The sequence below is a fragment of the Corynebacterium sp. genome (assembly GCF_052107835.1).
Classification (GTDB): domain Bacteria; phylum Actinomycetota; class Actinomycetes; order Mycobacteriales; family Mycobacteriaceae; genus Corynebacterium.
Map to the genome: position 1 here is coordinate 28,745 of NZ_JBQEDF010000029.1, position 11,279 is coordinate 40,023.

The 11,279-nt window shown below is 65.9% G+C and carries 13 protein-coding genes and 1 tRNA gene; 9 read left to right on the plus strand and 5 right to left on the minus strand.

Annotation, left to right across the window (positions count from 1 at the left end; all coding sequences use genetic code 11):
* The coding region (locus ACTIL2_RS08695; RefSeq protein WP_442337065.1) for a YkvI family membrane protein at nucleotides 1-1,228 on the minus strand (1,228 nt) is incomplete at its 3' end.
* Between the two features lie 155 nt (nucleotides 1,229-1,383).
* On the opposite strand from ACTIL2_RS08695, the gene ACTIL2_RS08700 reads away from it, so the two are divergent.
* The 6 genes from ACTIL2_RS08700 to ACTIL2_RS08725 all read left to right on the plus strand — a co-directional run bounded on the left by ACTIL2_RS08700 (nucleotide 1,384) and on the right by ACTIL2_RS08725 (nucleotide 5,730).
* Nucleotides 1,384-2,205 (plus strand): thymidylate synthase, encoded by an 822-nt coding sequence (locus ACTIL2_RS08700; protein WP_442337066.1) that lies wholly within the window; start codon nucleotides 1,384-1,386, stop codon nucleotides 2,203-2,205.
* A gap of 80 nt (nucleotides 2,206-2,285) precedes the next feature.
* Nucleotides 2,286-2,825 carry a dihydrofolate reductase gene (locus tag ACTIL2_RS08705; RefSeq protein ID WP_442337077.1) on the plus strand — a complete coding sequence of 180 codons (540 nt, stop codon included), beginning with the start codon at nucleotides 2,286-2,288 and terminating at the stop codon, nucleotides 2,823-2,825.
* Nucleotides 2,826-2,861: 36 nt separating this feature from the next.
* The gene (locus ACTIL2_RS08710; protein ID WP_442337067.1) at nucleotides 2,862-3,110 is read left to right on the plus strand and encodes a mycoredoxin; all 249 of its coding nucleotides are present in this window, start codon (nucleotides 2,862-2,864) and stop codon (nucleotides 3,108-3,110) included.
* A 353-nt stretch (nucleotides 3,111-3,463) separates the two neighbouring features.
* On the plus strand, nucleotides 3,464-3,832 hold the full coding sequence (locus ACTIL2_RS08715) for a DUF485 domain-containing protein (protein ID WP_442337068.1): 369 nt from the start codon (nucleotides 3,464-3,466) through the stop codon (nucleotides 3,830-3,832).
* 28 nt (nucleotides 3,833-3,860) lie between these two features.
* Complete coding sequence (locus ACTIL2_RS08720; RefSeq protein WP_442337069.1) at nucleotides 3,861-5,492, plus strand: solute symporter family protein; 1,632 nt, start codon at nucleotides 3,861-3,863, stop codon at nucleotides 5,490-5,492.
* A gap of 165 nt (nucleotides 5,493-5,657) precedes the next feature.
* Nucleotides 5,658-5,730, plus strand: a tRNA-Arg gene (locus tag ACTIL2_RS08725).
* Between the two features lie 18 nt (nucleotides 5,731-5,748).
* Here the strand turns inward: ACTIL2_RS08725 and ACTIL2_RS08730 are convergent.
* Nucleotides 5,749-6,393, minus strand: coding sequence for a hypothetical protein (locus ACTIL2_RS08730; protein WP_442337070.1), 645 nt, complete (start codon nucleotides 6,391-6,393; stop codon nucleotides 5,749-5,751).
* A 4-nt stretch (nucleotides 6,394-6,397) separates the two neighbouring features.
* Complete coding sequence (locus ACTIL2_RS08735) at nucleotides 6,398-7,162, minus strand: VOC family protein (RefSeq protein WP_442337071.1); 765 nt, start codon at nucleotides 7,160-7,162, stop codon at nucleotides 6,398-6,400.
* A 113-nt stretch (nucleotides 7,163-7,275) separates the two neighbouring features.
* Here ACTIL2_RS08735 and ACTIL2_RS08740 point away from each other — a divergent pair, with 113 nt between their 5' ends.
* Genes ACTIL2_RS08740 through ACTIL2_RS08750 form a run of 3 tightly spaced genes read left to right on the plus strand, consistent with a single transcriptional unit; the run spans nucleotide 7,276 to nucleotide 9,940 of the window.
* Nucleotides 7,276-7,905: a TetR/AcrR family transcriptional regulator gene (locus tag ACTIL2_RS08740; RefSeq protein ID WP_442337072.1), complete on the plus strand. Its 630-nt coding sequence runs from the start codon at nucleotides 7,276-7,278 to the stop codon at nucleotides 7,903-7,905.
* Entirely contained in the window at nucleotides 7,902-8,387 is a 486-nt protein-coding gene (locus ACTIL2_RS08745; protein WP_442337073.1) for a PH domain-containing protein, read from the plus strand. The genes ACTIL2_RS08740 and ACTIL2_RS08745 overlap by 4 nt, the downstream gene beginning before the upstream one ends.
* Nucleotides 8,384-9,940 (plus strand): PH domain-containing protein, encoded by a 1,557-nt coding sequence (locus ACTIL2_RS08750; RefSeq protein WP_442337074.1) that lies wholly within the window; start codon nucleotides 8,384-8,386, stop codon nucleotides 9,938-9,940. The genes ACTIL2_RS08745 and ACTIL2_RS08750 overlap by 4 nt, the downstream gene beginning before the upstream one ends.
* 154 nt (nucleotides 9,941-10,094) lie before the next feature.
* Here the strand turns inward: ACTIL2_RS08750 and ACTIL2_RS08755 are convergent, their stop codons facing one another.
* Together ACTIL2_RS08755 and ACTIL2_RS08760 are read right to left on the minus strand one after the other, a co-directional pair.
* On the minus strand, nucleotides 10,095-10,739 hold the full coding sequence (locus ACTIL2_RS08755) for a CE1759 family FMN reductase (protein ID WP_442337075.1): 645 nt from the start codon (nucleotides 10,737-10,739) through the stop codon (nucleotides 10,095-10,097).
* Nucleotides 10,736-11,279 (minus strand): LLM class flavin-dependent oxidoreductase (locus ACTIL2_RS08760; RefSeq protein ID WP_442337076.1); only part of this gene is annotated, 544 nt, incomplete at its 5' end. The genes ACTIL2_RS08760 and ACTIL2_RS08755, both read right to left, overlap by 4 nt.

The following is an 11,279-nucleotide window of genomic DNA, read 5'->3' on the forward strand; positions in this document are numbered from 1 at the left end:
CGTCCCCGACCTCGTCCTTGACCTCACCGGTGATCTGGTCCTCGAGCTTCCCCGGGGGAGCGTCCGATTCGTCCAGTTCCTCGCGCAGTTCGGACCTCTCCTCGGCACCGAAGTCGCTGTCACCGTCCTCGCGCTGCTCGGTGAGCGTCCGGACGGTGTCGCGGTGCCCGCTCTCCGCGGCAAGCCTCCTGCGCGCGTACAGCCACCAGCCGACCAGCACCACGACCATCGCCATGCCGAGATACCCGAGTACCGGGTAGACGTACGTCATCAATGTGTCGAAACCGACGAAGCTCACGGCGTAGCCCGCACCGCACAGGGCAAGGAACACCGGCGTGTACCATCCCGGCCGCGCCGACGTCACGCGCTTCCCCAGCGCGTAGAACATGCCGATGGCCGTGTTGTAGATCATCGCGAAGATGACGAAGACCATGGCGTAGGCCATCACCGGGTGCATCGAGTCGAAGAGTGTCAGCATCGGGACGTCGTCCCCGGCGACGATGTCGATGTTGGCCAGCAGTGTGAACGCGGCGAGCGCGAGCAGGACGGTGTAGACGACCCCACCCAGCAGCCCGCCGCGACCGGCCGCCCTGAGATCAGCGTGGTTTCCGCCGATCACCAGCGACATCGATACCCCGAGCAGCAGGGCCAGCCCGTTGTAGTTCAACGCCGACAGCCACCACGGACTGACCGGGGACTCCTCCAGCGACGCCGTCTCGCCGGCATCACCGATGCTGGCCGGCAGGTTGAAGAGTGTGTACACGAACCCCACGATCACCGCGATGATCAGCAACGGGGTGAGACCGCCGATGATGTCGCTGACCTTGTCGACGTCGAGCAGTCCGGTGACCATCACCAGGACCGTCATGATCAGCGACCCGATCCAGGTCGGCATGCCGAACTGCTGCTCCAGGTTCGACCCGGCCCCGGCGAGCATGACGAACCCGATGCAGAAGAGGGTGAGGACCACAACGACGTCCATGAAGCGGGAGACTGCCGGATGGGCGATGCCCCGGAAAACCCTGTAGTGCTCCTCCGCCAGGAAATAGCTTCCCAGCTGCAGGATCACGGCCCCGGCGACAGCCATGACCACCCCGGCCAGCAGTGCCCCCCATAAACCGGTGAGCCCGAACGACGCAAAGTACTGGATGACCTCCAGGCCGGTCGCGAAGCCCGCGCCGACGAGCAGCCCCAGAAACGCCATCGAGATCTTCAGTTGTTCTTTCATGGGGTTGCTGTCTCCTTCAACTCGACGTGCGGATCGGCCAGACGGTAACGCAGACCCCCGACAGAAAAACCACCCCTGAGGGTGCCCCGGCGGATTGCGGCGGCAAGGTGCCCCACTGGATGACGGGACGACACCGCACACCTATTCTGGTACCCATGAGCGCCCCCTCCCCCTCCACCCCGGTGCCGACCCCGTACGAGGACCTCCTGCGCGAGATCCTCGCCGACGGTGCCTCCAAGTCCGACCGCACCGGTACCGGCACCCGCAGCCTGTTCGGACGGCAGATCCGCTTCGACCTCTCCGAGGGCTTCCCGCTGATCACCACCAAGAAGGTGCACCTGAAGTCCATCATCGGTGAGCTGCTGTGGTTCCTGCGCGGTGACTCCAACGTCGGCTGGCTCCACGAGCACAAGGTCAGCATCTGGGACGAATGGGCGGACGGCAACGGGGACCTGGGGCCCATCTACGGTGTGCAGTGGCGCAGCTGGCCGACCCCGGACGGCCACCACATCGACCAGATCTCCCAGGCCCTGGAGACTCTCAGGGAGAACCCGGATTCCCGCCGCAACGTCGTCTCGGCGTGGAACGTCTCCGAACTGTCGAACATGGCCCTTCCCCCGTGCCACCTGATGTTCCAGCTGTACGTGGCCGACGGGAAACTGTCGTGCCAGCTGTACCAGCGCAGTGCGGACATGTTCCTCGGCGTGCCGTTCAACATCGCGTCCTACGCGATCCTGACCCACATGTTCGCCCAGCAGGCGGGTCTGGAGGTCGGTGAGTTCATCTGGACCGGCGGCGACTGCCACATCTACGACAACCACGTGGAGCAGGTGGAACTGCAGCTGTCGCGGGACGCACGCCCCTACCCCACGCTGCATCTGAACCAGGCGTCCGACATGTTCAGCTACACCTTCGACGACATCGCCGTGGAGGGCTACGACCCCCACCCCGGCATCAAGGCCCCGGTGGCGGTGTGAGTGCGGCACAGGACCGGGCCCCGGCGCTGACCCGGGACGCGCTGAGTGACGCCGGTTTCCCCGACGGCGTGGAGATCGCCATGATCTGGGCGCAGACCACCGGTGGCGTGATCGGCGACGGTGCGGACATGCCCTGGCACCTCCCTGAGGACCTCAGGCATTTCACGGACTCCACCACGGGCTGCCCCGTGGTGATGGGGCGTATCTCCTGGGAGGCGCTGCACCCGAGGTTCCGTCCGCTGCCCCGGCGGGAGAACTTCGTGATCACCCGGAATTCGTCCTACGACGCTCCCGGCGGGACGGTCTGCGCCTCCATTCCGGACGCACTGGTCGCCGCTGCCAGGCACGGGGCCGACACCAGGGAGAACACGGTGTGGGTACTCGGTGGTGGCGAGATCTACCGCCAGTGCCTGGCCGTCGCCGACCGGGTGGTGGTCACCGAGATCGCCTGCGGCGCCCCGGAACGTTTCAGCGTGTCCGCCCCGGACATGCGCGCCGAGCGGTCCTTCACCGTGGAGGACGGCCCGTGGCTGGAGTCGGAGAGGGGCACCGCTCTCACGGGCGAGGATCCCCTGCGCTACCGCATCAGTGAATTCACCCGCACCACCCGGGCTCGGTAAGCCCGATGGACCCCATTAAATAAGGAGAGAAAAGATATGTCCGACGTCACCCTCTACACCACCACGTGGTGCCCCTTCTGCCAGCGACTCACCTCCGACCTCGATTCCAGCGGAACGTCCTACGACCGCGTCGACGTGGAGGACCACCCCGAGGCCGGCGAGTGGGTGAAGTCCGTCAACGACGGCAACCGTGTGGTGCCGACCGTGAAGTACTCCGACGGGACCTACGCGACCAACCCGCCGGCCGACGATGTCCGGGCGAAGCTGGCTGCACTGGCGTCCTGAGGCCGCCCCGGAACACAACGGGGGGACCACGGGCGTGGGAACACCCTCGGTGCGGACCTGAAACAAACAGGTGGGGGCACCTTTCATGGGATACTCAGGGCAGCACGTCCGAAGTACACATGTTTTCGCAAGTAGTTCCCACATTCCACGGTCGGCAGGGGTCCGCCGTGTGACATGGACCACCCCCGACATGCCCCGGGGTACGTGCATGTCACGGCAATCTACGGGGGTGAATACCCTCCCGGACCTCCGGAAACCAACCTTCTGCCTTGAAATTGTTTCCACCGGTTCTGTAATTTGTCACCCATCCGCAGCTCTGCTGTGACCATGATCACTGACAAGAAAGGGAGCCGATGTCGACACCCGACGCCCGGCATACGCCAACACCGGAGGAATTCGTTGAGGCCCAGGCCAGCCCCGAATTCCAGGAGCTCAGGAAGAAGCAGCGGGGCTTCGCCTTCCCCGTGACGATCGCGTCCCTCATCTGGTTCGTCGCCTACGTCCTCCTCGCACTGTTCGCTCCGGGCATGTACGGCACCGCGGTGTGGGGAAACATCAACGTCGGCATCATCCTGGGGCTTCTCCAGTTCCTGACCACGTTCATCATCACGTACGCCTACGTGAAGTTCGCCGACAAGGAGCTCGAGCCCCGGACCGCAGCACTGCGTGACCGCCTCGAGCGCACGGGCGACTTCGCCCCGAACGATCCGAAGCCGGCCTAGTCCGTCAACTGAGAACTGAGAGAGATTAATGCACACACAGATCCTCGCCCAGGCAGATGCGGGCAACCCCATTCTCAACATCGGCATATTCATCGCGTTCATCGTGGTCACGATGTACATCGTGACCAGGGCCAGCAAGTCCCAGCAGAAGGACTCCGCCAAGGACTTCTACACCGGCGGCGCGAGCTTCTCCGGTACCCAGAACGGCCTCGCGATCGCCGGTGACTACCTCTCGGCGGCATCCTTCCTCGGCATCGTCGGCGCGATCGCGCTGAGCGGTTACGACGGATTCCTCTACTCCATCGGCTTCTTCGTCGCCTGGGTCGTCGCCATGCTGCTCGTCGCCGAGCCGCTGCGTAACACCGGTAAGTTCACCATGGCGGACGTGCTGTCGTTCCGCCTGAAGCAGCGACCGGTCCGTCTGGCCGCCTCCATCGCGACCCTCTTCGTGTCGCTGTTCTACCTGATCGCCCAGATGGCCGGCGCCGGCTCCCTGGTCTCCGTGCTCCTCGACATCCACGAGACCTGGCAGCAGTCCCTCGTCGTCGCCATCGTCGGCGCGGTCATGATCGCCTACGTGCTGATCGGCGGCATGAAGGGCACCACCTACGTCCAGATGATCAAGGCCGTGCTGCTCTGCACCGGTGTCGTGATCATGGCCGTGATCATCCTGGTCATGGTCAAGGGCAACTTCTCCGAACTGCTGCAGCTGGCCGTTGACGAGCACGAGAAGGGTGCCACCGAGAACCCCGAAGGCATCCTCGAGCCCGGCATGAAGTACGGCGGCTCCTTCATGGCCCAGATGGACTTCCTGTCCCTGGCCATGGCCCTGTGCCTCGGTGTCGCCGGCCTGCCGCACGTGCTGATGCGCTTCTACACGGTGCCCACCGCACGTGACGCCCGCAAGTCCGTCACCTGGGCCATCGTCCTGATCGGCGGCTTCTACCTGCTGACCCTGATCCTGGGCTTCGCCGCCGCCGCCTACGTCGGCGTCGACAACATCAGGAACGCACCGGGTGGCGAGAACGCCGCGGCGCCACTGCTGGCCCTCGAGCTCGGCGGAAACATCTTCATGGCGCTGATATCCGCGGTCGCCTTCGCCACCGTGCTCGCCGTGGTCGCCGGCCTGGCCATCACCGCATCCGCGTCCTTCGCCCACGACTTCTACGACTCGGTCATCCGAGGCGGAAAGTCGTCCGAGGCGGAGCAGGTCCGCGTCTCCAAGATCACCGTGGTCGTCATCGGTGTCGCATCGATCATCCTCGGCATCCTGGCGATGAACCAGAACGTGGCCTTCCTGGTCTCCCTGGCATTCTGCATCGCCGCGTCCGCCAACCTGCCGACCATCCTGTACTCCCTGTACTGGAAGCGGTTCAACACCACCGGCGCGATCTCCTCGATCTACGTGGGCCTGGGTTCCTCGCTGATCGTGCTGTTCTTCTCCAACGCCGTCTCCGGCACGGAGACCGCGATGTTCAACACCAGCGACTGGTCCATCATCGACCTGACCAACCCGGCGATCATCTCCATCCCGCTGGGCTTCCTGGCCGGTATCGTCGGCACCTACCTGGGCAAGCCGGACAACAAGGACGCCCTGCAGGCCGAGATGGAGGTCCGCTCCCTCACCGGCGTCGGCGTCGAGGCCGTCGTCAAGCACTAGGACCCACCTCCGCACCACCCACCACCGGTCACCACCGCGGCCCCCTTTCCCACCCGGGAGAGGGGGCCGTCCCGTTGGTGCTGCAGGCGCCGGGAGCCCTGCCCCCGCCGAACCCCGACCACAGTTCCCACCCCGGCGAGCCCACGCGCTAGACTGTGCGGGTGCGCCCCAGTAGCTCAGGGGATAGAGCACCGCTCTCCTAAAGCGGGTGTCGCAGGTTCGAATCCTGCCTGGGGCACAACAGAACAACCAGTCGTCAGCGCTGACGGCCGAACTCACTCTCCCTGATGACCCGGGCCATGGCCATCCCCTGCTTCTTCGTGCGCTGCTCGTCCCACCTCGCCTTCAGCGCCTCCGTGCTCGGGTATCCGGCGGCACGGGCGTGGGCGTCGAAGTGGGACGTCCAGCGCAGCATGAACGGAATCCTGCCCACCGCAATCGACGTGACGTGCAGGACGTCCCACGTTGCCTGCCGGGTCGGGACGAAGTCCTCGATGATCTCCAACCCCACGAACCGTTGGACGTGCCCCGCCTCCCAGAGCTCCCGCATCGCGGGGGCGGAGGCCCGGTACTGGCTCTCGTAGTACTCGGCGCGGGTCTCCGGATCCGAGGTCACGTACTCGTAGACCGTCAGCGACGGCAGCTGCTCCCCCTTGGCCTCCCACATGTCCAGGCCGTCCTGGATTCTGGCGTGCGCCGCCCTGGTCAACAGTACCCCGGCGCCCGCCAGCTTCCTCAGCACGCTGACCGTGTGATCCTCCGGCACCAGCGGGATCACCGCCGTGGCGCGCCAGGGCACCCGCCGGTGCCGCAGCAGCAACGTCCCTTCGGGGAGCAGCCCGGAAGGGAGCTTGTCGGCGGTCAGGATCAGGACGTTGGCCACGGCCTCCATGTCGCCCATCCTGTCACTTGTCGCGCTGCACCGTCAGTCCGGCGATCTCGAACGGGCCCCCGTCACCGACACCGTCGGGTCCACCGACCACGATCCCGTGGAGTCCCACCCTGTCATCCGGCCCCACCTCTCCGAAGCGGATCTCCGCGCCCGGCAGCTCCACGGTCGTGCCGTCGACGGGACAGCCGATCACGTCCCCGACCCGCCTGGCCTCTCCCTCCGGATCGTCCGCCCGCACCAGGATCGCCACCAGGTCCGGGACGCCATCGAAGGTGATGCCCTCCTTCGCGCGGTGCTCGGCACGCATCGCGGCGATCTCCTCCCGCGGCGGGTCGTAGGTGATGAAGAACGGGACGTAGTCCCGTTCACCACGGAGGAAGACCTCGACGAAGCCGGCGTCCTGGTCCTCGAAACGGACCTCGATCTCGTCGACCTCGTGCCCCGCCGCGTGCAACCGCTTTGCCGTCGCCCGGGCATCCGTCACATTGACGGCGAAGGAGACCGGTCCGGGGCCGTTCCTGGCGTCGATGTGGGGCTTCAGGATCGCCAGGCTCCCCGCGTACGTCGAACCGGTGACGGCGTCCCAGTCCCCGACGGCAGCCTGTTCCACGTAGCGTTCGTCGTCAATGCCCCAGGCACCGTTGCGGAAGCCGGGCATGGTCAGCGCCTCGTGGGACGGCAGGCCGTGGTCGTTGTAGGACGCGATGCTCTCGTCCAGGTCCTCGACCCAGTGGATGAGGTGGTCGAATGCGGGGTGCTGATCGGACTGGTCCGGCACGGTTCCTCCCGGGGATTTAGGTCAACCTAACTCATTGACGTCAATGTAGCATGCCGCGCCACCGCGCCCGTACCCTCTTGCCCATTTTAGACCACACAGTCTAATATTGAACCATGCAGTCCGATAATGAACCGAGCGGTCGAACCTTCATTGAAGAGGCACGACGCGCCCAGATCCTCACGGCGACCGCCGAGGTTGTCGCCAACGAGGGATACTCCAGGGCCTCCCTGTCCCGCATCGCGACGCAGGCCGGGGTCAGCAAAGGCGTGGTGACCTACCACTTCACCAACAAGAACGAGATCCTCACCGACATGGTGCGGGACTACTACGGGCGCGGCTGGGAATACATGGAAGCCCGCATCGCCGCCGAGCCCACCGCCGTGGGGCAGGTGAACGCCTGGGTCAGCTCCCAGATCGAGTTCTTCACCACCAGCCCCACCGAGTTCTTCGCCATGTCCAGAATCGTCGAGAACCTCCGCGACGAGGACGGCACCACCCACTTCGCCGACGACGACCACGAGGCCACCGAAGCAATGGCCGAGATCCTGCGCGCCGGACAACAGGAGGGCCAGCTCCGCGACTTCAACGCCGAGAAGGTCGCCAATGTGATCCTGAGCAGCGTCGACGGTGTCCTCGGTTCCTGGGCGCTGTCCATGGCCCCGGACCGCACAACCGACCTCACCGAGCACATCGAGGCCCTCAAGGACTTCATCGCCCACGCCATCAGGAAAGTGCCGTCATGAAAGACATGAAGCAACCCGCCCACGGTATCGACCGCAGGGCCATCGGCTGGTGGATGCTGCAATCCACCATGATCTTCGTGCCCATTCTCATCGGGATCGGCGTTGCCGGGTGGTTCTTCGACGCCATCCGTCCTGCCCTCCCCTGGGCGTTCGCACTCGCCGCGGCATTCTGGCTGGTCGGTGTGTTCGTGGAGCCGTTCTGGCGCTTCCGCGTCCACCGCTGGGAGACCACCGACACCGCCGTCTACGCCCGTACCGGGTGGGTGGTCCGCGAATGGCGGGCCGCACCACTGTCGCGCGTGCAGACGGTGGACGCCACCCAGGGGCCGCTGGAACAGATGCTCGGACTCTCGACACTGTCGATCACGACGGCGTCCTCATCGGGGGCCGTGGAGATCAGTGGGCTGAGCAGGCAGACCGCCGACAGGGTGGCTCATGAACTCACCGAGATAGCGGAACTGATCCCGGGGGATGCGACATGACCGGGATCATGCCGACCGCCTGGAGCCGCCTGAGCTCCAGGGTGATCTGGGTGGACCTGGCCCTGACCGTCCTGTCCCTGGTCCCTGCTCTGGTCGCCATCGCCATCACCCGCGCCTCAGCGACCAACGACGTGGTGTGGCCACTGATCGCCATCGCCGCCTTCGGTGTCATCGGCGCCGTCGGCGACCTCGTGCGCTGGATGTTCACCCGCTACCGCGTCTCCGACTCACACATCGAACTGCGCACCGGGGTGATCGTCAAACAGCGCCGCTCACTGCGCCGTGGACGCATCCGCAGCGTGGACATCGAGGCGAAGCTGCGCCACCGGCTCTCCGGGCTGAGGATGGTGAAGATCGGTGCCGGGCAGCAGGCTGCCGCGGGCGAATCGGCGTTCACCCTGGACGCTCTTTCGCGCGAGGATGCCCTCGCACTCCAGTCAGCACTTCTGAGCGCGGCGACACCGGACACAGCGCTCCCTGACGATGGGACAGCACCGGACGCGACTCCGGGTGCCACTGACGAGCATGTGTTCGCGACCATGAATCCCCGGTGGGTCATCTACAACATGTTCAACATCTGGGCCTACCTGCTGGCCCTCGGCGTGATCGGTGGCGCCTGGGGCATCACCTCCATGGTCGGCGTCGACCTTGCCGGGCTGGTCAGCGACCTGTATGACTGGGGTTCCCTGGGCTGGCTGGGCATCGCCGTCGTGGTCGTCGTCGGGGTCACGCTACTGGGCTGGGTCGGCCTGACGTTGAGTTTCTTCACGGAGTTCTGGAGGTTCGAGCTCGCCCGTGTCCCCGGCCCGGAAGGCACCCAGCTGCGCACCCGCCAGGGACTCTTCACCACCCGCGAGGTCAACCGCGACGAGAACCGCGTCCGCGGCGTGCAGATCGCCGAGCCACTGTTCTGGCGGTGGCTGCGTGTCACCGACACCCACGTGATCACCACCGGGCTCGATGTATGGTCATTGTCCGACCCGGCGGCAATCCTGCCGCGTGTCCACCGGGATCTCGCACGTCGGACCGCCGCAGAGGTCCTCGGGGAAACCGCATCGCTGTTCGACGTCCCGCTTCGACGGCATCCCCAGGTCGCGCTGGCCCGTCGGCTGTGGTGGGCCACGCTGTTGACGCTGGCCATGGCTGCCGTCCTTGGTGCCGTTGTGTACGCCGACCTCCTTCCCACCTGGGCTCTCTGGAGCCTCCCCGTTGTCTGGAGTCTCTGCCTGGCGGGCGCGTTCATCGCCTACCGGGCACTGGGGCATGCGGAAGTGGGGCCGTACCTCATCATCCGCTTCGGCCTGTTCTCCCGGGCGACTGTGATTCTGCGGCGGGACGCGGTGAGCACCATCGCCGTCCGCGAATCCGTCCTGCAGAAGTGGTTGGGTCTGCGCACCATCACGGTTGCCACGGCCGCTGGCTACGGCGGCTACGACATCCCCGATGTTGCCTCTGTGGAGGCCACGGAGCTCGCCGATGCCTCGGCGCCGGGGTTACTGGACGGCTTCACGGTATCGACCAACTCCTCCGAAGCAACCGCGGCCGAGCGCTGACGGGAGTATGCGTCCGCCGCGCACCACCAGCGGGCTCCAGCGCACCGCTTTCGACACCTCCACTGCAGTAAAGGCCCCAAAAACGGTGCGCCCAGGGACGCGATGGCGGGACATTAGGCAAGGTCGAGCAGGAACGGAGGTCAACGGCGGAACGCTAAGACCCGGAGTGCCCCTTGAGCAGTGAGGCGAATCCGCCATCGGGGACGGTGAAGTCACTGTCCGGTGCCCCGGACCCGTCAGAATCAGCCGTGAACCCCTCGACCCGGCCCGTGGTGGTCAGCTGAATGGCCAGTTCCCCGGCCGCCCGGCTGATGCGCGCCGGCAGTTCGGAGGATGAACCGAACTCCTGCGTCGCCACGAACACGCCGGTGGGCAGAACAACCGCATGGAGGAACGACAGCAACGGACGCATCGCGTAGTCCAGCACCATCGAGTGCCGGGGCGTTCCGGCCGTGGCGACCAGGGACACCGGAATGCCGTCGAGCGCGTGCATGTCCAGCGCATCGAAGAACATCTTGAACAAGCCGGAATAGCTGCCCTGGAACACCGGGGTCGCCGCGATCAGCGCGTCCGCCTCCCCGACGGTGCGTCGGGCCTCCTCCAGGGCAGTGGAGGGGATGAACGTGGTCATGAAGGACGCCAGGTCCGTCGCCAGGCCGCGCAGGTTCACCGTCTCGATCTCCAGTCCCTCACCGGCGGCGGCGACCTCGCGCAACGTCGCGTCCGACACCCGCTGCGCCACGTCCAGCGTGGTGGACGGGTCGCTGAGCCCGGCGTTGATGATGACGAGCTTCTTCATCGTGCGTCCTCCTTCGCGTCCTGCGCGGTGCTCTCCTTCGTGGGTTCAACGGCTGCCAGTCCGGCATGCGGCGGGTCACTGGGCACGTGCGCGGGACGCCGCGCTTCAAGCTCCTTACGCAACACCGGCACCACCTGCGTCCCCAGGATCTCGATCTGCTCCAGCACCACGTCCTTCGGCAGCCCGGCGTGGTCGACGAGGAACATCTGGCGCTGGTAGTCACCGACCGCATCGGCGTAGCCCAGGTAGCGTTCGATGACCTGGTCCACGGTGCCCACGGTCAGCGGTGTCATCTCGGTGAAGTCCTCCATCGACGGCCCGTGGCCGTAGACGGGCGCATTGTCGAAGTAGGGGCGGAAGAACTTCTTCGCCTCCGCCTCGGTGTCCCCGATGAACACCTGACCACCCAGCCCGACGATGGCCTGATCCGCGGCACCATGGCCGTAGTGCTCGAAGCGCTGCCGGTAGAGCTGCACCATCTGCTGGGTGTGCTCGATGTTCCAGAAGATGTGGTTGTGGAAGAAGCCGTCGCCGTAGTAC

Bases quoted from the DNA above. Each gene is read 5' to 3' on its own strand.
- ACTIL2_RS08700 (WP_442337066.1), top strand. From the start codon at position 1,384: ATGAGCGCCCCCTCCCCCTCCACCCCGGTGCCGACCCCGTACGAGGAC.
- ACTIL2_RS08705 (WP_442337077.1), top strand. From the start codon at position 2,286: ATGATCTGGGCGCAGACCACCGGTGGCGTGATCGGCGACGGTGCGGAC.
- ACTIL2_RS08710 (WP_442337067.1), top strand. From the start codon at position 2,862: ATGTCCGACGTCACCCTCTACACCACCACGTGGTGCCCCTTCTGCCAG.
- ACTIL2_RS08715 (WP_442337068.1), top strand. From the start codon at position 3,464: ATGTCGACACCCGACGCCCGGCATACGCCAACACCGGAGGAATTCGTT.
- ACTIL2_RS08720 (WP_442337069.1), top strand. From the start codon at position 3,861: ATGCACACACAGATCCTCGCCCAGGCAGATGCGGGCAACCCCATTCTC.
- ACTIL2_RS08730 (WP_442337070.1), bottom strand. From the start codon at position 6,393: ATGGGCGACATGGAGGCCGTGGCCAACGTCCTGATCCTGACCGCCGAC.
- ACTIL2_RS08740 (WP_442337072.1), top strand. From the start codon at position 7,276: ATGCAGTCCGATAATGAACCGAGCGGTCGAACCTTCATTGAAGAGGCA.
- ACTIL2_RS08745 (WP_442337073.1), top strand. From the start codon at position 7,902: ATGAAAGACATGAAGCAACCCGCCCACGGTATCGACCGCAGGGCCATC.
- ACTIL2_RS08750 (WP_442337074.1), top strand. From the start codon at position 8,384: ATGACCGGGATCATGCCGACCGCCTGGAGCCGCCTGAGCTCCAGGGTG.
- ACTIL2_RS08755 (WP_442337075.1), bottom strand. From the start codon at position 10,739: ATGAAGAAGCTCGTCATCATCAACGCCGGGCTCAGCGACCCGTCCACC.